This is a genomic window from Mesosutterella porci, assembly GCF_022134585.1.
GTDB lineage: Bacteria > Pseudomonadota > Gammaproteobacteria > Burkholderiales > Burkholderiaceae_F > Mesosutterella > Mesosutterella porci.
Genome location: NZ_JAKNCT010000011.1, coordinates 1 through 24,662 on the forward strand (window position 1 = coordinate 1; position 24,662 = coordinate 24,662).

The following is a 24,662-nucleotide window of genomic DNA, read 5'->3' on the forward strand; positions in this document are numbered from 1 at the left end:
ATGGCTTGTTGGATCACTCTATCCTGCGCCGTCGGGATGCCGAGCATTCGCGTGCCCCCGTTCGGTTTCGGATTGTCGACGCGCCTGACCGCGGCAGGTATATACCTGCCCTCGCGGATGTGCGCGCAGATGCTTGCTCCATGTCTTTCAAAGTGGGCCGGCAGTTGTCTGACGGTCATGCCGTCAACCCCCGCGGCTCCCTTGTTTGCCATCACCCTGCGGCATGCTTCGCGCATGTTTTCGGGTGATAGGACTTCTTCCAGCGTTATCACTGGTTGCCTCCTGTGTTCGTCCAGTGCACAGGCCCCGTCGCCCTTTCGACCCATCTGGCCGCTCTCGTTCGGTTTCGGATTCCGTCCATTGCCGCCGGAGGCGATCTGCTTCCTATCGTTCGACTTTTACAGCTGCTGTCGCCGGGTTCGGGAGAGCTGTACGCTCTACTTACAAGTTCAAATTCGGCCCTTCGGCGCTTCCGCCTACTACGGCCTCTGCTGACTTCCTTGGCGATATCCCTTGGCCTCTCGACCGCGGCAGCCCTGCGGTATCGTCAAGGATCTCCCCAGGTCTCACACGTGCGCTTCGCGTCCTGTCTGCTGGATCTACGCCGGCTCTTTCCGTATCGATATGGGGTTAACAGAATCGGGCCTGCTCTCCCGGAGTCGCCGCCTCATATCCAGTTCCTGTTCGTCAGGCTGACGTTTTGCTGTCGGCTTCCTTCATCAGTTTGTTACCTCCCTGACTCTGCCGAGTCGCTAGTCCTTCCCTCGATCGGGCGGACGGTGGACTTTCACCACTGGTCACACGTGCGCTGCTGGGCGCACCCGCAAAAAAGCGCATTGCTTTTTTAAAGCAATGCGCTTTTGCTTGACTTGAGCTTTTTATGCCTACATCAAATTGTAGGGCAGCCTGGCGGCCCCCATCTTGACGCCCAGCTGCTGCTCATACCAGCTTCTAAGCTTTTTCACATCGTTGATGCGGGCGTTGTTGCTGGTTGAGTTGAGGACAACCATCAGCACGCGGTTGCCATCCACCTGAGACTGCAACACCATGCAATGCCCGGCGGCGCCGGTATAGCCGGTTTTCTGCAGCCCGATATTCCAATCCCTGCCTTCTCGGATCAGGCGGTTGGTGGATCTGACGTGAATAATGCCCGCCTGCGTCGGCAGTTCAATATTCGGGGTTGTCGAATATTCCCTGATGGTGGGATAACGGTAGGCTTCTGCTGCTATCCGGGCGATTTCTCTCGCTGTAGAGCGATTATGGACCGACAGGCCTGTAGGTTCTTCAAAGGAGGTGTTCTTCAGACCGAGTTCCCTGGCTGTGTCATTCATTTTCTGAACAAAGGCGTTCATCCCGCCGGGAAACGTGCGTGCAAGAGTGTGAATCGCCCTGTTGTCCGAACCGGTTAATGCCACATGCAGCAGATCTGACCGTGACAGGGTCATGCCGATGCGGAGCCGCGAGAAAGATGATGAAGGGAGATAGTAATCTTCCTTCTGAACCGTCTCGGGCTCGCTCATGGACAGGTTGGATCTCATGATCACAAGCGCCGACATCAGCTTCGTCAGAGACGCCACGGGAAGCTGGGAATCTGCGTTTTTCTCAAACAGGATCCTGCCGTTGTCCTGATTGAGCATGAAGGCGCAGGCTGCGTCAAGCATCAGCTTTCCGGAAGAAGAAGGCTTAGAGCGAAGATTCTGGGCGACAAACTGATCTGCAGGTATCTGGCTCGCGGCCGATTCAGGCGCACGGTTAAGGGAGGTTTTGACAACGCCGGAAGAAGCTGCACCGCGGGCTTTTCGGGACTTTTTGGTTCCCTTGGACGCACTTATTTTAGGCGCCGCTTCCGCAGCCCCGCGTCGTTTCTGTGAAGCCGACAGGGCCTTCGCCTTCTTTTTCTGAACTGCGACTTTCCTAGGGGCCTTGTCCTTCTGACCTGCCGATTCCACGCGCTGCCCGCGCTCGGCTCGAGCGCTGGCCGACTGAGTTGCCGTTAAGGCGAAGCAACTCAGAAGAACCCCCAGAAATACTTTTTTCAACGAGCAGGGCATGAAAATCTTTGCCTCTTAACGTCTCTGGCCGTTTTTTCAATCAAAAAACGCCGATTACCAGCTGAATCCAGCGAAACTAACGCAGTATGAAACGATAATACCTTCTTCAAGGTATGTCTGCAATTTACAACTGACTCAAAAACTGCGGATACATTATTTTCGATCGTCAGAATCTGAAACTTTAATTTAATATATTTCAATAAGTTATGACTTATTCAACTTAATACTTGATCGTGTCCCATATTTTTTGTAACCGTTTTATCGACACCGGCATCGGCGTACGAAGCTTCTGCGCAAACAATGAAACGCGCAGTTCCTCCAGCAGCCACCTGAATTCCTCCACGCGGGGGTCTTTCTGTCCTTTTAATTCGGCGAGCTTCCTTAAAAACGGAACCTCCAGTTTTTGAATATTCCTCATTTTCTCCATATCGGACTCTGGAGAATCTCTATATTTTTCAAGCCTCCAAGAAATCGCTTCCAGATACCTCGGGTAATTTGAGAAGGACTTTGAGGGGATATCGATAATGAAGTTCTTGGGGAACAGACGAGTCAACTGGTTGTTCACGTCTTCCAAAAGCGGCTTTTGATTTTTATAGGCATTCAGCTTCTTGGTGATCTGCGCTCCCTTGCCCACGATGTCCGCCATTGTCCGAGCCAGATCCTGCGCAATAAGCGAAAGCCTTCCGCGGGTATCTTCAAGCCTGCGGAAGAACTCACCGCGATTCTTAGGCAGAGGCTCGGACAGGGCCGTGCGCTCCAGCGCCCCGTCGATCAGCTGGGTTTTCAAATCATCGAAGCTTTCGAAATTCCTGCCTATCGGCGGGACTGAGGCCGCCTGGAGCATGACGTTCTGCAACCCCCGCAGGCTTTTGTCGATGAAGCGGATCTGCTCCTTCAGCTGCAGCCTAAACAGCTTCCTCAACCCCGCACGATGCGTTCTGGCCGCCTGGACCGGATCGTCAAACACCTCGATTGAAACGCTATCGCCGTGGTCCACCAGAGCAGGGATTCCGATAAGAGTCTGGCCTTTGCGGTGGATCTCCATCAGTTCCGGCAGCTCATCGAAAGACCAGGTTGTCAGAGAATCCTCGAGCTCACTGACGGCATCTGCGTCCTTATCCGCAATATGCTGGAAGTCTTTCCTCGCCTGCACCCCGAGCTCAGCCCGCAGTTCCGCAAGGCTGCGGCTCATCCCCAGCTGTCGGCCATGCTCATCGACGACTTTGAAATTCATCCTCAAATGAGGAGGAATTTGTTCCATCTTGAAGTCGGACCTTTCGGCCAGAACGCTTTTTTCCTTCCTCAGATCGCTGATCAGGGCATCCAGAAGATGCGTGCTCTGGCTGTCGCTGTCCGAATGTCTCTTGAAAAAGCTGTTCGCGTAATCCGCTATCGGGACGCAGCTGCGCCTCATTCTCGGCGGAAGGCTTTTGACCAGGCAGTGGATTTTTTCCTTCAGCATTCCCGGGACGAGCCACTCGCACCTCACCTCGTCGACCTGATTCAACGCATAGAGAGGAACCGTGAGCGTCACGCCGTCGCGAGGGCTGCCGGGATCAAAGTAATAATTGAGCGACATAACAATCCCAGACATTTCAATGGTCTTGGGATAGAGATCGAGGGTGACGCCATGCTCGGTTCTCTGCATCAGCTCGTCGCGGGAAAGCCACAGAATTTTAGGATTCTCCGGTTCCTTTTCCTTCCGCCACTTCTCGAGCGTGGCCGCGCTGCACACCTCCGGCCCCAACTTCTCGTCATAGAAAGAATAAATGTCCTCATCGTCCACGAGTATGTCGGGACGGCGGCTTTTCTGCTCAATGTCCTGAATTTCCTTTATGAGGGCCGCGTTGTGCCTGTAAAAAGGAGCCTGAGAATCGAAATCGCCGGCCACCAGGGCCTCTCTTATGAAAATTTCCCTTGCAGACGCCGGATCATGTCTGGCAAAGGAAACCTTCCTACCGGAATAGACAGGAAGACCGTAGACGGTTCCCCGCTCCAAGGCGACAACCTCCCCTCTTTTCTTTTCCCAGTGCGGCTCCGCCCAGCTTTTCTTCAGAATATGAGCCGCGGCCTGCTCAATCCACAGGGGATTCACATCCGCCACGCAGCGGGCGTAGAGCTTTGAAGTCTCGACAATCTCAGACGCGACAATCCACTCACCGCACTTCTTTGCCCTCGGGGAGCCAGGCCAGATCCAGAACTTGATCCCCCGGGCTCCGGCGTAGGGAGGAGCCCTGAAGTCTGAATCAACCCTTCTCATCCCAATCGAGCCGAGCAGTCCCGAAAGCAGTGAACGATGAATCTCTTCAAACGTGGCGGGCGCCGTGTTAAGCCTCCAGCCAATTTCTCTGACCATCTCAAGCAGCTGACGGATGACATCCTTCCATTCCCGCAGTTTCCGCGGAGACAGGAAGTTCCTTTTCATTAAGTCCTCGAACTTCCGGTTCGACTCCTTGTTTCTGAAGGCCTGGCTCACAAAATTCCACAATTTCAGGTAGGACAGGAAGTCGCTGCGGGGATCCGACAGCTTTTTATGAGCCTCGTCGGCCGCAGCGGCATGCTCCGGAGGCCTCTCGCGGGGATCCTGCACCGAAAGGCCGGCCGCTATGATCAGCACCTCGGCCAAGGCGCCGGACTCCGAGGCCGCGAAAAGAATTCTGGAGAGCTTCGGATCCACGGGCAGTTTCGCCAGCATGCGCCCGATCCGGGTCAGGTCGCCCTGCTCGTCCACGCAGTTCAATTCGTTCAAAATGGCGTAGCCGTCCGCTATAGCCTTCGCTGTAGGAGACTGTACAAAAGGGAACTCCCTGACATCCCCGAGTCCCAGGGATTTCATCCGCAGGATGACCGCCGCGAGGTTGCTGCGCATGATTTCCGGATCGGTGTAGTCGGGCCTGCGGTTAAAGTCCTCCTCGCTGTACAGGCGGATGCAAACACCGTCTGCCACGCGCCCGCAGCGGCCGCTGCGCTGGTTGGCCGAGGCCTTTGAAACCGGCTCGATCAGCAGCTGCTCGACCTTGTTTCGATAGGAATAGCGCTTGACCCTTGCGAGCCCGGAGTCAATGACGAACCGGATGCCGGGAACCGTGATGGAAGTTTCCGCCACGTTGGTCGCGAGCACCACTCTTCTGAGCCCTTTTCCGGATTTAAAAATTATTCCCTGGTCTTCAGCCGGCAGTCTGGCGTAAAGGGGCAGAATTTCCAGCTTCCCGGCTGGGTGCGACTTTCTCAGCTCGTCGGCCGCCTCCCTGATTTCCCGCTCTCCCGGCAGAAAAACCAAAATATCGCCCCTGCCCGTCATCTCGAGTTCATCGACAGCAGAGGAAATGGCCGTCATCAGATTATGGTCATCGCCGCTGTCATCTTCTTCAATGGGGCGATAGCGGATCTCCACCGGATAGGTCCGGCCCGAAACATGAATAACAGGAGCAGGATGCTCGTCGTCCGCACCGAAATGACGCGCAAATCTTTCCGTGTCAATGGTGGCCGACGTAATAATGAGCTTGAGGTCCGGGCGCCTGGGCAGAATTCTCTTCAAATACCCCAGAAGAAAGTCAATGTTGATGGAGCGCTCGTGCGCCTCGTCAATAATGAGAGTGTCATAGCGGCGCAGGAGGGGATCGGACTGCGTCTCAGCAAGAAGAATGCCGTCCGTCATCAGCTTGATCGTGGCTCCGGGGCTGGTGTGGTCCGTAAAGCGGACCTTGTAGCCCACAACCGTGCCAAGCTCTGTGTGAAGCTCCTCGGCAATTCGCCGGGCCACGGAACTGGCCGCGATACGCCGGGGCTGGGTATGGCCGATCAGGCCGGTTCGCCCGCGCCCGGCCATCAGGCACAGCTTGGGCAGCTGGGTTGTTTTCCCCGATCCGGTTTCGCCCGCAACAATAAGAACCTGATTCTCCTCAATGGCGCGGACAATTTCCACTCCCCGCTGAGAAACCGGCAGCCCCGGGGCCAGCTCTACCGGGCCGACCGGCGTCCTGACCATCTCGGCGCCAGGGCTGTCCTTCTTTTCAGGAGCAGCGGGACGCCCGCCCGAAGCCGGGGGGCGCTTTCCCTTCCCAGGCGCGCTTTTCCCGGTTTCCTGCCGCTTTCCCCTGCTCAAAAGAGCCAGGGACGGCGCCAAATCCAGGGGTTCGACTGAGCGCTGCGCACTTTGCTTCTCACCGCCTTCCGCGGGCTGCCTTCTCTCCGCCGCGGCGGGGCCGCCGCTGTCTTTTTTGCTTCTTTCTGGCTGACGGACCGCGTGGGCAGAGGGCCGCAGCCCCGGTGTTTTTTTAGCTGCCGCAGGCACGGGCCTTCCCGGAAACACCGCAAAACGCCGGGATCCGCTTTTTTCAGTCTTTCGGGCGGCAGGCTCCTGCAGGGGCTTTCGCGGCAACGCCTGAAAATCCTGCGAAGGGGCGGCTGGCGCCGCCCTGCGCTTTTTTCTGGCGGTAAACGGATGCAGGGGGTCGACGGGCTGATTCGCTGAAGCTTTGGGACCAGTCGTATTTTTTCCCTGCTGAAGGCTACCGAGCAGCTTGCCCAGATCAGAAAGGCTGCTGCTTGAATTTTTCAAAGACATAGAAAGAAAGGAGGGAGTGACGTTACTTTGGCTGCGGCCATTATAAAAAATGATTTCCGCCTCGGCCCCTTTAGACTCGTCTTCTCACCGCCGGCTCTCAAAAAAGGTATAAATGTTAGATTGACCATAAACGGCTGAGAGCTTCAGCCATCTCACAAAGAGGAATTTGTCATGACCCATATGGTGAAATGCATCAAGCTGGGGAAAGAGGCCGAAGGACTGGACTACCCCCCGATCCCCGGCGAACTGGGGAAAAAGATCTGGCTGAACGTTTCGAAGGAAGCTTGGAAGAACTGGCAGCAGCTGCAGACCATGATGGTCAACGAATATCAGCTGAATCTCGCCGATCCCAATGTCAGGAAGCACCTGCTGAACCAGTGCGACAAGTATTTTTTTGGGGATGGGATTGATCCCTCGGAAGTTCCCAACTACGTCCCCAAAACAGAGGATAAATGACCAGGCTGCCCGGACGGCGCCTTCCTCGGTCGCGGCCCGGGCAGAAAGCCAGAGGATAAAAAAGCGCGCGCCGTCCAGCCGTTTTTTTCTACACTGTCCGCGGCCTCCTCTCAAGCCGAAGCCCGGGTGCTTTCCACCACTCCTTCATCCGTCCCGAGCAGGAGAACGTCCGCTTTTCTTTGCGCGAAAAGACCCACCGTGACAACGCCCGGAATCTGGTTCATTTCCCTTTCGAGGCCTACCGGGTCCTGAATGGACAGGCCGTGCACATCCAGGATTTTGCAGCCGTTGTCCGTTGTGAAGTCCCTCAGTACAGGTCTGCCGCCCATTGCCTCAAGTCGGCGAGCCACCGCATGCACCGCCATCGGAATCACTTCGACCGGCAGCGGGAAGCGCCCCAGGATCCGCACCGCCTTGCTGCCGTCGGCAATGCAGACATACTTTTTCGCCATGGATGCGAGAATCTTCTCCCGGGTGAGCGCTCCGCCGCCGCCCTTGATCATATTGAAGCCGGGATCAATCTCATCGGCACCGTCAATATAGACCCCTATGCCGTCAATTTCATTGGGGTCCAGGATCCGGAACCCGCGTTCCTGAAGACGCTTCGAGGAACGCTCGGAGCTGGAAACGCAGGCCGGTATCCGAAGCCCCGCCCCGGCCAGGGCATCAATGAAGAAATCAACCGTCGAACCCGTACCCACTCCGAGTACCTGGCCTTCCTCTACGTAGGCGACAGCTCTTTCCGCCGCCGCTTTTTTCTGTTCATTCTGGTTCATGGGATTTGTCCCTGCTGTTAACGTGGGTCTTCCGTCGAAAAACCAACGGACCGGCCTTGCGCTGCCGGCGAGCTTCATTTTATTTGTCTTTCCCCATACCGGCATTTTTTCGACTTACACTTCCTCTGCCCGGCTTGTTTGGACTACCCCCAAAATGGAAAAAAGCAGCTTCAGAATTTTTCAGGCTTTCAGAAAAAAAACTTACACAGGGCTGTCCAAGCCCGGTGAAATCTCAACCAACAACTTCAGCTTTTATGCCACATGGCTCGCGCTCGGCATCATACTGGCCGTTTTTATCGTCTCGGCCATGTATGTGTCCCAGATGTACAAGACGACGGAGCGGCGCGCTGTCGTCCAGTCCGCAGAGCTGCTGGCAGAGACCGTTGACGCGCGCCTGTCCACAACCCGGGAGGCCGTATCCCGATTTTCCTTTGGCTTCCAGCACAGATCAGACTGGATCAATTCAAGCAACACCCCCGCCATCGCCAAGCGGCTGCTGAACTCCAGGCCGGAAATCGTCGAGCTGAGCATCCTGAACGGTCAAGGGCTTTCCGTGATGTCCTTCGCCTCCAACTACGCTTTCGAGGCTCTCAGTCTTCCGCCGGGACTCACGCTTTCCAATCCCGACACACTTGACACCCTCGCAAAAGCCAGGGCCAGCGGAACGGCGCTTTTTTCCACGCCGTACTTCATAGAAAACGGCAAGACCTCCTATATCGACCTTGTGGTGCCGGCCGCTGTCAAATCAAACATCATTATTGCGAGAATCTCACTGCCGGCTCTGATGCACCAGCTCGTCCCGAGTTCACTCGCAAGTAGCGCCTATCTCTCGCTCGACTTGAACGGCAAGAGCATCCTCGCCTCCGCTCCCGAAAAGCAGGGCACGACGGCGCCTTTTTCGCTGCACCTGCCGCCTCTGCCGCCTGCCGTCACCCTGTCAGTTGCGCCTTACAGCAGACCCTTGCTCTTTACTCGGGACGCCTCGACCGTAGCCATTCTGGGGCTGGGCGCCGCGCTCCTGGTGGCGTTTCTCGGCCTGATCACCTTTCAGCTGAGACAGCGCCGCACGTCCCGCAGACTGATTACCGAGTCCGCCATCCGAAGCGCAATTTCAGAGAGCATCGCCTCGGGTCTGAAAGTGACCGACAAGGAAGGAAGGGTCTTTTATGTCAACAAGGCCTATACGCAACTGTTCAGGACACCTGAAAAAGACTTGATCGGAACGAGTCCCGAGGCGCCCGAATGGCTGAAGCTCAAACTAGGCTCGGGGAAAGCCGACAGCCCCAACGGATTCCATTTCAACACGACGGCGCGCAGAAGCGACAGCACGAAGTTTGACGCGTCCATCACCATCACCTCTCTCATCGACGAGAAAGGGAAGCAGATCGGCTGGCTTGAAATGGTGTCGGACATCACAGAGGCGAAAAAAATAGCCGATGAGCTGGCGCGCAACCGCGAGCGGATCACCAAAGTGCTCGACTCCATCGACTCCGCAGTCAGCGTGCTCGGAAACCGCTCAGGCACCGACCAGCTTCTCTACGCCAATCCGACTTACAGCGCACTCTGGGGCACGAACCCCGGCCCGCATCTTGCTTTGCTGCAGGCCCTGCCGCGTCAGTCCTCTCCGGGAGAAACCCGCTTTGGAACCGTGCTACTTGACTCCACAGGCCAGTGGTTCGAGGTGAGGGAAAGGGAGCTCCTGTGGACGGACGGCGAATCCGCCAAACTCCAGATTGCGACAGACATCACTGAGAAAAAGAAAAATGAAGAGCTGATGGCCCAGCAGGAAAAGAAAGCCGAGCTTTCTTCTCGCCTGATGACCATGGGGGAAATGGCGAGCTCCCTGGCCCATGAGCTGAACCAACCTCTGGGCGCGATCACAAACTACGCCTCTGCTGCGCTCACGCTGGTGCAGATGAAAAAACTCACCGTGGAAAACTGCACCGAGGCTTTCGCCAAAATTTCCCGGCAGGCGGAGCGCGCCGCGTCCATCATCAAGCGCATCCGCTCATTTGCCAAGCGGACAGCGCCTGAAATGCAGGCCGTCTCTGTGTCCAGGCTGGTTGAAGAGACCATGGAACTTGCCCTGATTCAGGCGAAGAAGCGCCACGCCTCCATCCGGACGGAAATTGAGGAACATCTTCCTGACGTCGTCTGCGATTCAGTAATGGTGGAGCAGGTGCTGCTCAATCTTCTGAAAAACGGCATGGAAGCCGCAGAACCCTGCAAAGACCATACGATCACCCTCCGCATTTCAAAGGCCTCGTCCCAGCAGGTGCTTTTCGAAGTAGCAGATCATGGACCCGGCATTTCACCCGAGACGAAGGAAAAGCTTTTCGAACCCTTCTTCTCGACCAAATCCGAAGGCATGGGGATCGGTTTGAACATCTGCCGCTCAATCGCTGAAATGCACGGGGGAACCTTGAAGGTAGAGGACAACCCCGGCGGAGGAGCAGTCTTTAAGTTCACGCTGCCGACGAAGCCTGAAAACGACTCCGGCTCATAAACCTGCAGAGAGCACCCCGGCCGCGCCCCTGGCGCAGAAACCCTTCCCGGCAAAAGGTGAAACGAGGTTTCTTGTAGTAGTATTTTCCATGTGCCGTTTCAGCCCCACGAGCGGAAACCGGCCGGTCCAGGGGAGCACACCGGACTGGCGCGGCTTACGCAACGCGGGAAAGGCATTTGAATTTTTCCGGCTCAACTCCGGGAGAAACTGAAGAATAAATTTCAGGCCCTCGCCTGAAGCATTGAGGACAGCAAGATGACAGTTTTTTCGAGCGCATCTCCCCAGGACACGAAAGGCACCGTTTATGTCGTGGATGATGACGATGCGATCCGCGACTCGCTTCGCTGGCTGCTGGAAGCGAATGACTACAAGGTCGAGCTCTACGACAGCGGGGAATCGTTCATCGCCAAATACGACCCCAATGCCATCGCCGTGCTGGTGCTCGATGTGCGGATGCCCGGCATGAGCGGCCTGGAAGTCCAGGAGCATCTGCTGGCACGGAAAGCCGATCTCCCCATCATCTTCATCACCGGGCATGGCGACGTGCCCATGGCTGTGCGGGCTCTGAAAAAAGGGGCCGTGGACTTCATTGAGAAGCCTTTCCAGCAGGCGGCGCTGAAGGCTCAGGTGGAGCACATGCTTGCCGAAGCACGGGAGCGCCGCATGAAAAACGAGCGCCAGAGCCTCAACGAGGCCCTGCTGGCAAAGCTCACGCCGCGCGAACAGCAGGTCCTCGAACGCATTGTGGCCGGCAGGCTCAACAAGCAGATTGCCGATGATCTGGGCATCTCCATCAAAACAGTGGAAGCTCATCGCGCAAGCATCATGGACAAAACGAACTCTGGAACCGTGGCCGATCTGATGCGGGTGGTCATGGACACCTCTCAGCCGGCCAAGTTTCTCGACGGCGCACAGAAATAATTTTTCGCATTGAATTCCCGCCATCTTATGACAGCGCAAATTATCGATGGAAAGGCCATTGCCGCCAGGATCCGCAGCCAGCTAAAGCCGCGGGTAGAGGCTTTAAAGCAGCAGGGGCATGAACCCAGCCTGGCCGTGGTGCTCGTGGGCAGCAACCAGGCCAGCCAGGTCTATGTGAGAAATAAGGTGCGAGCCTGCGCAGATACCGGCATCCGGTCCATAGAGAAGAGGCTTCCGGAGAACACCAGCGAAGCGGAGCTGCTCGGCATCATCGACGACCTGAACAAGGATCCGGACGTTGACGGCATCCTCGTGCAGCTGCCGCTGCCACGGCATATTTCCAGCCTCAAAGTGATTGACGCCATCTCGGCCGACAAAGACGTCGACGGCTTCCATGTGGTTAACGCCGGCCGGTTGCTTGTGGGCCGCCCCGGCCTTCGCCCCTGCACCCCCTTCGGCATTATGAAAATGCTTGAGGCAAGCGGCGTTTCCTGCGAGGGAAAACGGGCTGTCGTGGTGGGCCGCAGCAACATCGTCGGCAAGCCGATGGCTCTGATGCTTTTGGAAAAAAACGCCACCGTCTCCATCGCCCACAGCCACACAGCCGATCTGAGGGCTCTCTGCCGGGAAGCTGACATTCTGGTCGCGGCGGTCGGGCGGGCAAAAATAATCAATGCTTCCTATGTCAAGGAGGGAGCCGTCGTGATCGACGTCGGCATGAACCGCGACGAGAACGGCCGGCTCTGCGGCGACGTGAACACGGCATCTGCTGCTGAGAAAGCCTCCTACATCACCCCCGTCCCCGGCGGCGTCGGCCCCATGACGATCGCCATGCTTCTGGCGAACACGGTTGATGCGGCCTCAGCCCGATTCGCCGCGCGGCTAAAATAAAAGCACCTTGCGCGGTTACTCTCAAAAGGCTTCCATGCGCCGCCTAGCGCCGCTGGAAGCCTTTTTTATTTACAGCCGCAGCAGCCGCATTTCAAAAACAGGAACAACAATGGAAAAAAATCCCCTTCTTCAGCTTGATGGACTTCTCGACTGGAAAGCCATTACGCCCGAGCATGTGAAACCGGCAATCACGCAGCTCCTTCATGAAGCAGAAGGCACCCTGGCGCAGGTCACCTCCGAAGACACGCCCGCCGACTTCGACGCGGTGGAAGAGACGCTGCTCACTTCCACGCTGCGGCTGTCGCGCGCATGGGGGGCCGTGGGGCACCTGATGTCCGTCAACGATAGCGAAGCCCTCAGAAAGGTCTTCAACGAGATGCTACCCGTCGTCACGAATTTCTGGGTTTCCCTTTCCCAGAATGAAAAACTTTTCGAGAAGTTCAAGGCCATCAGAGACAGCGAGGCATTTGCCTCCATGCCCCCGGTCCGCCGGAAAATCGTGAACGACGAGCTGCGGGACTTCAGGCTCGCCGGTGCTGCCCTGCCGCCCGACAAAAGGCTCGAGGTGAAAGCGCTCGAGGAGCGCCTGTCCACACTGTCCCAGAAGTTTTCCGAAAACCTCCTGGACGCCACCAACGCATGGGAAAAAGTACTTCCGGACGCCACCCGCCTGGAGGGCATCCCCTCCGATACGCTCGCCCTTTACCAGGCCTCTGCTGCCCAGAAGGGCAAGACGGGCTACCGGATCACGCTGCAGTTTCCCTCCTACCTGCCCCTGATGCAGTACGCAAGGGACCGCCGGCTGCGTGAGAGGGTCTACCGGGCCTTCACGACGCGTGCTTCGGAGCTGGGGCCTGCTCAGTTCGACAACACTCCCGTCATCCGGGAGATACTGAAGTTGAGAAAGAAAGAAGCCGGGCTACTCGGGTTCGGCAACTATGCGGAGCTCTCGCTTGCCACTAAGATGGCCGACACTCCCCAGCAGGTCATCGGCTTCCTGCGGGATCTGAATGAAAAGAGCCGCCCCTTCGCGCTGAGAGACATTGAAGAGCTGAGAAGTTTTGCAAAAGAAAGCCTCGGCATCGCGAATCTGGAACCCTGGGACATCGCCTATGCTTCGGAGAAACTTCGCCAGGCCAAATTCGATTACTCCGATGAGGAAGTGAAGCATTACTTCACCCAGGACGCCGTCTTCTCCGGACTCTTCAAGATGGTCGAGAAGCTGTACGGGATACACATCCGGGAAGACAAGGCGAGCGTCTGGGATCCTGACGTCCGCTTCTTCCGAATCGAGAACTCCAAGAGACAGCTGCTCGCGCAGTTTTACTTCGACCTGTATGCTCGCGCCTCCAAGCGCGGCGGCGCATGGATGGACGGGGATCGTACCCGGCGCCTGTACAAGGGCAGACTTGAAACGCCGATCGCTTATCAGGTCTGCAACTTCACCAAACCCGCTGCAGGGCGCCCCGCCACCATGACCCATGATGAAGTCCAGACGCTGTTTCATGAATTCGGCCACGGCCTGCACCACATGCTCACGAGGGTCGACGAGGCTGCGGTCTCCGGGATTTCCGGCGTCGAGTGGGACGCGGTGGAAATGCCCTCTCAGTTCATGGAAAACTTCTGCTGGGACTGGTCCGTCATACAGTCCATTTCCCGGCATGACGTCACCGGGCAGCCGCTGCCGCGCACGCTGTTTGACAAAATGATCGCCGCCAAGAACTTTGAATCGGGCATGGCGATGGTGCGCCAACTGGAGTTCGCGCTGTTTGACATGCTGCTTCATTCCGAGTTCGACCCAGAGAAAGACGACTTCATGCAGCTGCTTGAGAAGGTACGCCGCGAGGTGTGCGTGATTCCGGTCATTCCCGAGAACCGATTCCCGATGAGCTTCTCGCATATTTTCGCGGGCGGGTATGCCGCCGGCTACTACAGCTACAAGTGGGCAGAGGTTCTATCCGCCGATGCCTTCTCCATGTTTGAAGAGCATGGCGTGGTCTCGCCCGAGATCGGCCGCAGATGGCTTGACGAGGTCCTTTCAAGGGGTGGGTCGCGGCCCGCGATGGAAAGCTTCGTCGCTTTCAGGGGCCGCCGTCCGACTCCCGACGCGCTCCTGCGCTTGAGCGGGATGGCTGACAAATGAAAATCGCGACCTGGAACGTCAACTCCCTCAAGGTCCGCCTTGAACAGGTGCTCACCTTCCTGGAGAAGACGAAATGCGATGCGCTCGGCCTGCAGGAGACTAAGCTGCAGGACGATTTTTTCCCCGAGGAGGCCTTTGAGAAAGCAGGCTACGGCTGCTTTTTCTCAGGCCAGAAAACCTACAACGGCGTGGCTGTCCTTGTTCGCCGAAGCACAACTCGCGCCAGCGATCCGGTGCGCGGGATTCCCGGATACCCCGACGAGCAAAAGCGCCTCATCGGCGTCACTCTTTCACAGGAAGGCTGCGAACCGGTGAGGTTCTTCAGCGCCTATTTTCCCAACGGGACAGCCCCCGGAAGCAAAAAATATCTATACAAGATGGAGTGGCTCGCCGCCCTGCAGAATTTTCTCGCCGATGAGCTCAAGTCCCATCCGCGCCTGGTTCTTGCGGGCGACATGAACATCGCGCCAGAGGACCGGGACGTTTGGGACCCTGAGGGCTGGAAGGGCCACATTCTAGTCTCCGAGGGCGAAAGGGACGCTTTCGCCTCCCTGCTTGCGACGGGTCTGAAGGATGCCTTCAGGCTGGCGCAGCAGCCGGAAGGATCCTGGAGCTGGTGGGATTACCGCCACAGCGCCTTTCTCAAGAACCAGGGGCTGAGGATCGACCACATACTCGTGTCGCAGCCGCTGGTTCCGGATGTGTCGCAAGTCGTGATCGACAGGTCATTCCGAGCCCTGCCTCAACCCTCCGACCATGCGCCGGTCGTCTGCACGCTGCAGGAGGGCGAGCTGTCCCTGCCCCTATAATGCTTCAGAGCTCCGTTCAAAAGAGAACAAAATGAATTCCCTGGCCGTCCTTATCCTCACCAAGAACGAAGAAAAAAACATCGCGGCCGCAGCCGACAGCGCAAAGCTCGTCACCGAGGAAATCGTCGTGATTGACAGCGGAAGCACGGACGCGACCGTCCGGATTGCCAGGGAGCACGGCGCACGCACTGCTTTCCGGGCCTGGGACGATGACTTCTCCGCCCAAAGGAACTTCGCACTGCAGCAGACGCAGGCCGACTGGGTCTTTTATCTCGACGCCGACGAGCGGATCACGCCCGAGCTCGCCTCCGCAGTGCTCGAAGTCATTCGCTCAGGCGCCGCCTGCCAGTGCAGGATCGAAAGGCGCAGCGTCGCCTTCGGAATCGTCTTCCGCCACGGCGTGCTCAAACACGACCATGTCATGCGGCTTTTCCCCCGCCTCTCGGTCAAATGGGAACGCAAGGTCCATGAGCACCCGCGCTGCCCCCTGCCCGTTCAGACTCTCGGGGGCTTCATGGAGCATTACACCTATTCCAATTGGGACGACTGGGAAAGAAAGCTCGGCCTTTACACGACGCTGTGGGCCCAGGAAGCGTACAAAAACGGGGTCAGAACCTCGCTGGGCGGAATCCTGGGCCACAGCATGGCCGGCTTCTTCAAGATGTTCTGCCTCAGGGCGGGCTTTCTGGACGGTGCCATAGGCTCGTACGTGTGCTGCACGCATTTCTTTTACGTCATGCTGAAATATCTAAAGCTCTACGAGCTGCAGAACCAGCGGCGCCCTCAATAAACCTCGAGCGAAGCTGGCCACAGCCGCCCAGAACGTCCTGCGCCGCGCTCTGCCTGATCGTGGAGACTATTCCCGCTTCCCGCAGCCTCCGCACAAAACCGAGGCAGGCTGCTTTAGGCGGCCTTTTGAACGGCAAGCCGCTCACCTCATTGACAGGGATCACATTGACCATCGCACTGCGTCCGGCAAGCAGCGCAATAAGCCCGTCGGCCTCCTGCACCCCGTCGTTGACGCCTTGGAGCAGAACCCATTCGTACTGGACGGGCGTGCGAGCCATGCGGGAGTAGGCCTCTGCTGCAGCCACCAGATCCCGCACCGTCATTTTGTCGGCATGAGGCATCAGGGCGCTTCTGAGCTCGTCCCGGGTCGAGTGCAGGGATAAGGCAAGAGCGGGCTTGACGGCCTGGCGCGGCAGGGCCATCAGATGCTGAAAAAGCCTGCGGCTGCCCGAGCTGGAGATCATCAGGCTTTTGTGGCCGAAATCCCCGTAAGTTCCCAGAAACTGGACGGCTTCCATCACGGCCCGCAGGTTATGCGCCGGCTCACCCATGCCCATAAAGTCTACTTTCCGAATTGCCGGATTGATCTCCCTGGCCGCCGCGACCTGAGCCACAATTTCTGCGCTGCCCAACTGGCGGGTCAGCCCACCCCTGCCCGTCATGCAGAATGCGCATCCCACCGCGCAGCCGACCTGAGTGGAGACGCAGACAGCGTTTTTGGGGAGCACGACGCTTTCCACTGTACGTCCGTCGGACAGACGAAGAAGCATTTTGCTGGAAACTCCGTCCCCGCCTTCGCGCCGCAGAGCGGAAACAGCCAGCGCGGCCAGCTCTTCACGCAAGAAAGGCAGACCGGCGCACAGCGTCCGCGGCAGCTTCCCGGCTCCGGGCTCGGGCCAGGCTGCACGGCGCAACCACGCCCTGTAGACAAGCCTCTCATGCTGAGGCTTGGCGCTACGCTCCCGAAGCCACGCGCTTATTTCTGCAAGATCGGCAAACGAAGAGATTTTCTGCTGCACGTGCACTGTACCGGCTGAGAAAGATACGGCAAGTGTATCCCGTTATTTATCCAGGTTCAGCTCCCGAATTTTCCGGGTAATCGTGTTGCGCCCGAGTCCCAGCCTCTCGGCTGCGTCGACCCGCCTCCCTCCGGTTTTGTCCAAAGCGCAGCGAATGACCACTCTCTCAAAGCGCATCCGCAGCGTATCCATAATGTTCGGCTGATTGGCGTCCAGGCAGTGCGACACCTCTTCCCCCAGCGCCTTTTCCCAGGACTCGGCTTTTTCTGCAACCGGCTCGGCTCCGGAGGCCGCCTGGTCGGCAATCACGTTGATTCCCTTCGTGATCTCCTCGGGAAGATCCTCGACCTTGACCAGCTGAGCCGGCGCCATCACGGTGATCCACCTGCATAGATTTTCCAGTTGCCTCACGTTGCCGGGAAAGGGAAAGCGGTTGAGCGCCTCCTGTGCCTGAGGCGTAAGGCGCTTGACGTCGGTGTTCAGCTCACGGGCCGTTTTGGCGAGAAAATGCCGCGTCAGCAGCGGAATGTCCTCCGCACGGTCCTTCAGGGCAGGCAGACGAATCCGGATGACGTTGAGCCTGTGATACAAGTCCTCGCGAAACAGCCCTTCCGCAACCCGCTTCTCCAGATTTTGGTTAGTCGCGGCAATGATGCGCACATCGGCGTGCAGGGGCTGGTGCCCTCCGACCCGGTAGAAATAGCCGTCTGAGAGCACTCTGAGAAGCCGGGTCTGCAGATCCATGGGCATATCGCCGATTTCATCCAGAAACAGCGTGCCGCCGTCGGCCTGCTCAAAGCGCCCCGGCCTCGTGGAGGTGGCTCCCGTGAAGGCGCCTTTCTCATGTCCGAAGAGCTCCGACTCCATCAGCTCACGGGGGATGGCGGCCATGTTGAGAGCTATGAAGGGAGCATGGCTTCTCGGACTGCTCCTGTGCAGGGCCCGGGCCACAATTTCCTTGCCAGCGCCCGACTGTCCGGTGATGAGGACCGTGATGCTTGACTGAGACAGCCGGCCGATAGCCCGAAACACCTCCTGCATGGCCGGCGCCTGTCCTATCAGGATGCCCGCAGGCTCCGGAGCCGTCCGCTCGGCGGCAGGCTCGGAGACGCCCCGCTCCTGGTTCTCCGACTCGTCCATTGCGCGTCTGACAAGCTCAACGGCCTTGTTGATGTCAAAAGGCTTGGGAAGGTATTCAAAGGCTCCCCCCTGAAACGCGTAAACCGCGCTGTCTAGATCCGAGAAGGCCGTGGTGATGATGACCGGCAGCTTCGGATACTCGCTTTTGATTTTCCCCAGAAGGTCAATGCCATTGATGCCCGGCATCCGGATGTCTGACACAAGCACCCCGGGAAGATCCGTTTTCAGAGCGGCCAGAGCCATGCTGCCGTCCTGGAAAGTCCGGCAGTCGAAGCCCGCTTTGGTCAAGGCTTTTTCCAAAACCCATCGGATGGATTTGTCATCGTCTACAATCCAAACCTCTCGCATTTTTTCGGGTCTCCTCAACTGAGTTCAAATTCACTTCGACGGCTCAGAAATAGGGATGAGGACGGAAAAATCCGTCCGCCCCGGCACGCTGTCCACATCGATCGTTCCGCCCTGCTGCTGGATGAAATTCTGCGCGAGGGACAGCCCCAGGCCGCTGCCCTGCGGCTTTCCCGTCACAAGAGGAAAGAAAATCCGGTCCTTGATGTCCGGAGGCACGCCCGGCCCGTTGTCTATCACGTGCACGGAAAGCGCCAGGCGATACCTGCGCATCCCTATGACAGCCTGCTGCACGACGCGGGTCGTGAGCCGGATCCGTGCGGTTCCGTCTTTTATTTTTTTCTCCAGGGCTTCAGCGGCGTTTCGGGCAAGATTCAGAAACACCTGTATAAGCTGTTCGCGGTCCGCGCTGACATCGGGAACCGAAACGTCATAGTCGCGCTCAAAAGTGAGACCCTGTGGAAATTCCGCCAGAAGAAGCTGCCGGACTCTTTCAAGCACCTCATGGATGTTCACGGACGTGACCTGACGCTTGGCGCGGTAGGGCTCGAGCAGCTTGTCCACAAGTCCCTGCAGGCGGTCAGCCTCCCCGATGATGACGGAGGTGTACTCCCTCAGCTCCGGGTTAGTGAGCTCGCTGTCGAGCAGCTGGGCCGCGCCGCGTATTCCTCCCAGAGGGTTTTTGATCTCATGGGCCAGATTGCGGAGCACCTGGCGGTTGGCCTCAGAGAACCCGAACTGGTGCTCCTGACGCGCGGCCAGCAGCGTCATCTCATAATCGGTGAACTCTATGAGCAGCGTCGGCTGCCCGCGGATCAGAGGTCCTGCGCTCACCGCCGCCCGGACGGGATGGCCGGCCTCTGAGTACTGCGGCACATAAAGATTCACAATCTCAGAGATCGAGTCTTGGCTCTGCCGCTCCGGTTCCGCTCCACCCGGGCTGAATCTCTTCAGCCACTGAGGAAGAGCACGGAAAAAAAGCGAGGCATCTTGGCCGCAGATCGTATTTTTTGACAACCCGGTCAGGATTTCGGCTGAGGCGTTCGCGTACAGTACGGCCCCCCGGCTGTCCGTCAGGAAAACCGCCGTCGTGATCAAATCAAGATCCAAAATGCCCTTGGCCGCCGAGGAATGTCTGGAATCCATGGCCCTGAGCCTCCGATGGTTGAAAAAAAGGGGGCTCGCGCCCCCTTGCTGTCATCCGCCCCGGATATCAGCCGGAGTAGTACATGTCGTACTCAATCGGGTGAACCGCCGCCCGGTAGGACTGAACCTCCTGTTCTTTCAGGGCGATGTAGGCGTCGATCATGCTGTTGCTGAACACGCCGCCGCGGGTAAGGAACTCGCGGTCCTTGTCGAGATACTCCAGAGCCTGGGCCAGCTCGCAGCAGACCGTCGGGATCTTGGCGTTTTCCTCCGGCGGGAGATCGTAAAGGTTCTTGTCGGCCGGATCCCCCGGGTTGATCTTGTTCTGGATGCCGTCGAGGCCGGCCATCATCAGAGCGGAGAAAGCGAGGTAGGAGTTGGCCATCGGGTCGGGGAAGCGCACCTCGATGCGGCGGGCCTTTTCGCTGAACACCTTCGGAATGCGGATGGAGGCGGAGCGGTTGCGGGCCGAATAGGCGAGCTTCACCGGGGCCTCGAAACCCGGCACCAGGCGCTTGTAGGAGTTGGTCGTCGGGTTCGTGATCGCATTCAGGGCGCGGGCGTGCTTGATAATGCCGCCGATGTAGTAGAGCGCAAGCTCGGACAGTCCGGCATAGCCGTTGCCCGCGAACAGATTCTTGCCGTCCTTCCAGACGGACTGGTGGACGTGCATGCCCGAGCCATTGTCAAACGCATAGGGCTTCGGCATGAAGGTGGCCGTTTTGCCATAGGAGGCCGCCACGTTCCAGACGGTGTACTTCAGGATCTGCGTCCAGTCGGCCCTCTGCACCAGAGTGCTGAACCGGGTGCCGATCTCGCACTGGCCAGCCGCGCCCACCTCATGGTGGTGAATTTCAACCGGAACACCCTGCTGAGTGAGCAGCGTGCACATCTCGGCGCGGATGTCCATCAGGGTGTCGATCGGGGGGACCGGGAAATAGCCGCCCTTCGGCTGCGCGCGATGGCCCAGGTTGCCGCCTTCGAACTTGAGAGAGCTCGACCAAGGAGCTTCTTCGCTGCCGATCTTGAAGAAGCTGCCCGAGGGGTCCGTACCGTAGCGGATGCTGTCGAAAATGAAGAATTCAGGCTCCGGCCCGAAGTAAACCTCATCGCCGATGCCCGTTGTTTTCAGGTAAGCCTCCGCGCGCTTGGCGAGCGACCTCGGATCGCGGTCATAGCCCTTGCCGGTGTCCGGCTCGAGGACATCGCAGGTGAGCAGCAGCGTGTTCTGCTCGCGGAAAGGATCCATGCGAGCGGTTTCAGGATCGGGAAGCAGAAGCATGTCGGAAGCTTCAATGCCCTTCCAGCCTGCAATGGAGGATCCGTCAAAAGGCTGACCGACGTCAAACGTGTCTTCATTGAGCTCTTCGGCCGGAATGGACAGGTTCTGCTCCTTGCCGCGAGTGTCAGTGAAACGAAGGCCAACGTACTTTACGTCGTTGTCTTTTATCATCTGGAGGACGTCATTTGCCGTCGTCATCGCTTTCTCCTAAAGAATCTGCAGATACAGGCCGCAGCCTGAAAAGTGGATTTACTGGGATATAAGCACAAAGCGTGCCAGAATTGAAACCGCGGAATGACGGGGCTTCTGCACAAGAAGGATGCCGCCCCGCCTCATTTCGGGGCATCAATTCAAACCTGCACGCCCCATAATAGTGCATTTGAATGGCGGAATGCACCTGTGCGATGCTTTTTTATTTCTTCAGTTCCCTGAATCCGATCTCAGCCTGAGTGACTCCGCTTTTCAGGCGGTCCATGACGCGAATGAAATTCGCATCGCGGTTCGAGCGGTCGTTCTCAGGATGGTAGAGATGGAAAACGCAGGTAGCGAAGGCCCCGCTCTTATGCCGGACGCCTGAATTGAGCAGACGGACTGCCAGATCCGTGTCCTCATAGCCCCAGCCGGAGAAAACCTGGTCAAATCCGTTGATCCGCTCAAAGTCCTCTCGCCAGACCCCGAGGTTGCAGGTGCGGACTTTCTGCCAACGCCCCGCTCCTATTTTGCGGAAGAGACTGGTTGGAATGCTTACGAGCGGCAGCAGCCTGTTGAGGTCCTTTCGCATAACCAGCCGGCCGATTTCCATCGCTCCCAGATCCGGCAGGCTGATTTTTTCGTCTTCAACCCGGGCCGTGAACCTCTCGGAAAGCAGCACCCGGTTGCCGGCCACCATCCAGCCGGGCTCGGCGAGGCCTCTGTGCCTTGAAACCCAGTGCCTCTGCGGGACGCAGTCGCCGTCCAGAAACAGAAAATACTCCCCCGAGGCTTCAGAGGCGGCCAGGTTTCTGACGCGCGCCGCCCTGAACCCCCGGTCTTCCTGCCACGCATGCTTCAGCGCGACTGGAAACCTCCCGGCCCACTGCCTGACAAGAAGGCCCGTCTCCTCGCGGCTTCCGTCATCGCCGACGATGACCTCAAAGTCCCTGTCTTCCTGCTCGCTTAAGGCCGAAAGAACCCGATCCAGAGCTTTGGGCCGGTTGTAGGTTGTGACGATGACACTGATCAGCACTTTTTTCTCCAGTCATCCAGGCGCGGTCAAATTAAAAAAATCTCCTGCAGGTCAGAAAGAAAGTCCAATCCTTTTTCCGTAGCCCGGAATCTGTCGCCCGCGTCGACCAGCAGCCCCCGGTGCCTCGCTTCGTCGAGCTCGGGCCCGATAGCCTCCTCCCGAAGCCCCGTCCTGCTCTCGAAATAGACCCGGGGCACCCCGTCTGTGAGCCGCAGCGCATCGAGCATAAACTCAAACGGGAGCTGCCTGTCGGCGACCCACCTGAAGTGCGCCGGCCCCTGGCCGCGGCGAACGCTGTCCATGTACCTGCCTGGCGATGAATGCTTGGCGAAGCGCAGGACTCCTTTCTTGGTCGAAACCTTCCCATGGGCTCCCGCTCCAATGGCCAGGTAGTCGCCATACTGCCAATAATTCAGATTATGCCGGCACTGCCGGCCCTCCTGAGCGTAGCCCGAGACCTCATAGCGCCTGAAGCCTGCTCTGCCGAGGATGGAAACCACGGCGTCGGCCATGTCGCAGAGCTCGTCAGGATCCGGCAGCCCCGGGGGCGGCCTGCGGGCAAAAGCCGTGCCCTGTTCAATCGTAAGCTGATAAACCGACAGGTGCGTGCTCCCGCAGCCCACGGCCCTCGACAAATCTTCTTTCAGCAGTTCCAGATCCTCGCCTGGGAGCCCGAACATCAGGTCGAGATTCCAGTTGGGAAAGCACCTGCGGACCTCCCCGAGGGTCTCCTCGGCCTGACGGGAGGTATGGATTCTGCCAAGGAAGCGCAGCTGTGGATCCTGAAAGCTCTGGACGCCCACCGAGAGACGGTTGATGCCGGCCTCCGAAAAGGCGCCGAGTCTGCCGCTGGCCACGGCTCCCGGATTGGCCTCCATGGAAATCTCGCAGCCGGGCGCAAGAGGCATCCTGCTTCTGATTCCCGAGAGGAGCCTCGAAGCCGATTCCGGCCTCATCAGCGAGGGAGTTCCCCCTCCCAGATAAACCGTACGGACCTCGCGGCGCTGAACCCACTGCAGCTCTCCGTCCAGATCCTTGAGCAGGCAGTCGATGTAGTCATCCTCGGGAAGCCCGCCGGGGCAGGCCCTGGAGTTAAAGTCGCAGTAAGGGCATTTGTGCACGCACCAGGGCCAGTGGACGTAAAGCGAGAGAGGCACTGACTCCGGCTCCGGAACGGGGACCGGCCTGTTCAGAAATCTCGAGGTTTTTTCTACCATCCCCAGCGCTCTTTCATCAGGGCGGACATCATCCGCATAGCCTGACCGCGGTGGCTTCGCGCATTTTTTTCTTCATCGCTCAGCTCAGCCGCGGTTTTCCCATCGGACTTTAAGAAAAAGTAAGGATCATAGCCAAAGCCGTTGCTGCCGCGCGGCTCATCGACAATTTCGCCCGCCCAGCATCCGGAAGCGACCAGCGGATCCGGGTCATCGGATTTTTTAAGTGCGACCAGCACGCAGACATAGTGAGCAGAGCGGTTCCCGCAGCCCTTTAGCCTGGAGATCAGCAGCTCATTGTTGCGCATATCGCTCTTTGGCTCCCCCGCGAACCTGGCGGAGTGAACTCCCGGCGCTCCGTCCAAAGCGTCAACGCAGATTCCGCTGTCATCGGCCAGAGCCGGCAGGCCGGTCTGCCGGGCGGCGTTTCTCGCCTTGGCCAGGCAGTTCTCCAGAAACGTGCCGAAGGGCTCGTCCGCAGGAGAAACTCCAAGCGATCCCTGAGCGACGACCTGAATGCCGCGCGGAGCCAGAAGTTCATTGAATTCTCTTATTTTTCCGGGATTGTCAGAGGCAAGAACTATTTTATTCATGGGTCTGTCCTGCAAATGAGTGACGAAGCTTTAAGGTTCGGCGAGCGCCTTCTGCTGTTCCTGCTGTATTTCACGATTTCCCTTCTGCGCCAGGTCGAGCAGCCGGTTCAAATCCTCGCGGGAAAAGGGCTCCCCCTCGGCTGTTCCCTGAATTTCAACAAAACGGCCTGTTCCCGTCATCACCACGTTCATGTCGGTGTCGCTGCCCGAGTCCTCGATATAGTCCAGATCCAGCACGGGGCAGCCCTCGCTCATGCCGACGGAAATCGCCGAAACTGCGCCTTTCAGGGGGCTTTCACTCACCATCCCCCGCTGCTTCATCCAACGCAGCGCATCGACCAGCGCGACATAGGCTCCCGAAATGGAGGCGCAGCGGGTACCGCCGTCGGCCTGCAGCACGTCGCAGTCGATTTTGATCGTGTTTTCGCCTAGCTTCTGCAGATCAACAACTGCCCGCAGGCTTCTGCCGATCAGCCGCTGAATCTCCTGCGTCCTGCCGCTCTGGCGGCCCTTGGCGGCCTCCCTTTCAGTACGGGTCCCCGTCGCCCGGGGCAGAAGGCCGTACTCAGCGGTGACCCAGCCGCGGCCCTGGCCCTTCAGCCAAGCCGGAACGCCCGGCAACACCGAAGCCGTGCAGCAGACCCGCGTACCGCCCTGCTCAACGAGAACGGATCCCTCGGCATAACAGGTAAAGTGCCTGGTAAAGCGAGTCTGCCTCTTTTCATCAAACGTGCGTCCGTCATGCCTTTTTGCGTTTTCCATGACCCCTTGCGTCCTTTGTCGAAACGA

Annotated in this window: 18 protein-coding genes and 1 pseudogene; 7 read left to right on the forward strand and 12 right to left on the reverse strand. The window is 58.3% G+C overall.

Annotated features, from left to right (window positions below):
• The 3 genes and pseudogenes from MAF45_RS08960 to hrpA form a co-directional block, all read right to left on the reverse strand.
• A pseudogene (locus tag MAF45_RS08960) lies at positions 1-272 on the reverse strand (group II intron reverse transcriptase/maturase); the annotation flags it as partial.
• A gap of 612 nt (positions 273-884) precedes the next feature.
• Positions 885-2,051 (reverse strand): D-alanyl-D-alanine carboxypeptidase family protein, encoded by a 1,167-nt coding sequence (locus MAF45_RS08965; protein WP_237979493.1) that lies wholly within the window; start codon positions 2,049-2,051, stop codon positions 885-887.
• A gap of 220 nt (positions 2,052-2,271) precedes the next feature.
• Positions 2,272-6,039, reverse strand: coding sequence for an ATP-dependent RNA helicase HrpA (hrpA, locus tag MAF45_RS08970; protein WP_237979513.1), 3,768 nt, complete (start codon positions 6,037-6,039; stop codon positions 2,272-2,274).
• 750 nt (positions 6,040-6,789) lie between these two features.
• On the opposite strand from hrpA, the gene MAF45_RS08975 reads away from it, so the two are divergent.
• Complete coding sequence (locus MAF45_RS08975) at positions 6,790-7,074, forward strand: oxidative damage protection protein (protein WP_237979523.1); 285 nt, start codon at positions 6,790-6,792, stop codon at positions 7,072-7,074.
• Positions 7,075-7,184: 110 nt separating this feature from the next.
• Here MAF45_RS08975 and rpiA read toward each other — a convergent pair whose 3' ends face one another.
• Positions 7,185-7,850, reverse strand: a complete 666-nt coding sequence (gene rpiA, locus MAF45_RS08980; protein WP_237979525.1) for a ribose-5-phosphate isomerase RpiA — start codon at positions 7,848-7,850, stop codon at positions 7,185-7,187.
• A gap of 154 nt (positions 7,851-8,004) precedes the next feature.
• Between rpiA and MAF45_RS08985 the strand changes: the two genes are divergently transcribed.
• The 6 genes from MAF45_RS08985 (at position 8,005) to MAF45_RS09010 (ending at position 15,910) form a co-directional block, all read left to right on the forward strand.
• The gene (locus tag MAF45_RS08985; RefSeq protein WP_237979535.1) at positions 8,005-10,356 is read left to right on the forward strand and encodes a PAS domain-containing sensor histidine kinase; all 2,352 of its coding nucleotides are present in this window, start codon (positions 8,005-8,007) and stop codon (positions 10,354-10,356) included.
• A gap of 255 nt (positions 10,357-10,611) precedes the next feature.
• Positions 10,612-11,277, forward strand: a complete 666-nt coding sequence (locus MAF45_RS08990; RefSeq protein WP_237979537.1) for a response regulator transcription factor — start codon at positions 10,612-10,614, stop codon at positions 11,275-11,277.
• Positions 11,278-11,304: 27 nt separating this feature from the next.
• Positions 11,305-12,168, forward strand: coding sequence for a bifunctional methylenetetrahydrofolate dehydrogenase/methenyltetrahydrofolate cyclohydrolase FolD (gene folD / locus MAF45_RS08995; RefSeq protein WP_237979539.1), 864 nt, complete (start codon positions 11,305-11,307; stop codon positions 12,166-12,168).
• Between the two features lie 109 nt (positions 12,169-12,277).
• Positions 12,278-14,311, forward strand: a complete 2,034-nt coding sequence (locus MAF45_RS09000) for a M3 family metallopeptidase (RefSeq protein ID WP_237979549.1) — start codon at positions 12,278-12,280, stop codon at positions 14,309-14,311.
• Positions 14,308-15,120: an exodeoxyribonuclease III gene (gene xth / locus MAF45_RS09005; RefSeq protein ID WP_237979551.1), complete on the forward strand. Its 813-nt coding sequence runs from the start codon at positions 14,308-14,310 to the stop codon at positions 15,118-15,120. The genes MAF45_RS09000 and xth overlap by 4 nt, the downstream gene beginning before the upstream one ends.
• 31 nt (positions 15,121-15,151) lie before the next feature.
• Positions 15,152-15,910: a glycosyltransferase family 2 protein gene (locus tag MAF45_RS09010; RefSeq protein ID WP_237979553.1), complete on the forward strand. Its 759-nt coding sequence runs from the start codon at positions 15,152-15,154 to the stop codon at positions 15,908-15,910.
• On the opposite strand, the gene MAF45_RS09015 is transcribed toward MAF45_RS09010, so the two are convergent.
• From MAF45_RS09015 to rph, 8 genes are all read right to left on the reverse strand, one after another.
• Positions 15,855-16,928 (reverse strand): radical SAM protein, encoded by a 1,074-nt coding sequence (locus MAF45_RS09015; protein WP_237979565.1) that lies wholly within the window; start codon positions 16,926-16,928, stop codon positions 15,855-15,857. The two genes, MAF45_RS09010 and MAF45_RS09015, sit on opposite strands and share 56 nt — an antisense overlap.
• Before the next feature lie 42 nt (positions 16,929-16,970).
• Positions 16,971-18,416 carry a nitrogen regulation protein NR(I) gene (gene ntrC, locus MAF45_RS09020; protein WP_237979567.1) on the reverse strand — a complete coding sequence of 482 codons (1,446 nt, stop codon included), beginning with the start codon at positions 18,414-18,416 and terminating at the stop codon, positions 16,971-16,973.
• Positions 18,417-18,446: 30 nt separating this feature from the next.
• The gene (gene glnL / locus MAF45_RS09025) at positions 18,447-19,559 is read right to left on the reverse strand and encodes a nitrogen regulation protein NR(II) (RefSeq protein WP_237979577.1); all 1,113 of its coding nucleotides are present in this window, start codon (positions 19,557-19,559) and stop codon (positions 18,447-18,449) included.
• A gap of 67 nt (positions 19,560-19,626) precedes the next feature.
• The gene (glnA, locus tag MAF45_RS09030) at positions 19,627-21,039 is read right to left on the reverse strand and encodes a type I glutamate--ammonia ligase (RefSeq protein ID WP_237979597.1); all 1,413 of its coding nucleotides are present in this window, start codon (positions 21,037-21,039) and stop codon (positions 19,627-19,629) included.
• 214 nt (positions 21,040-21,253) lie between these two features.
• Positions 21,254-22,066, reverse strand: coding sequence for a glycosyltransferase family 2 protein (locus MAF45_RS09035; RefSeq protein ID WP_237979598.1), 813 nt, complete (start codon positions 22,064-22,066; stop codon positions 21,254-21,256).
• 26 nt (positions 22,067-22,092) lie between these two features.
• Positions 22,093-23,223, reverse strand: coding sequence for a radical SAM family heme chaperone HemW (hemW, locus tag MAF45_RS09040; protein ID WP_237979600.1), 1,131 nt, complete (start codon positions 23,221-23,223; stop codon positions 22,093-22,095).
• Positions 23,224-23,276: 53 nt separating this feature from the next.
• Entirely contained in the window at positions 23,277-23,873 is a 597-nt protein-coding gene (rdgB, locus tag MAF45_RS09045) for an RdgB/HAM1 family non-canonical purine NTP pyrophosphatase (RefSeq protein WP_237979612.1), read from the reverse strand.
• A 30-nt stretch (positions 23,874-23,903) separates the two neighbouring features.
• Positions 23,904-24,635: a ribonuclease PH gene (rph, locus tag MAF45_RS09050; protein WP_237979614.1), complete on the reverse strand. Its 732-nt coding sequence runs from the start codon at positions 24,633-24,635 to the stop codon at positions 23,904-23,906.
• Positions 24,636-24,662: the final 27 nt, after the last annotated feature.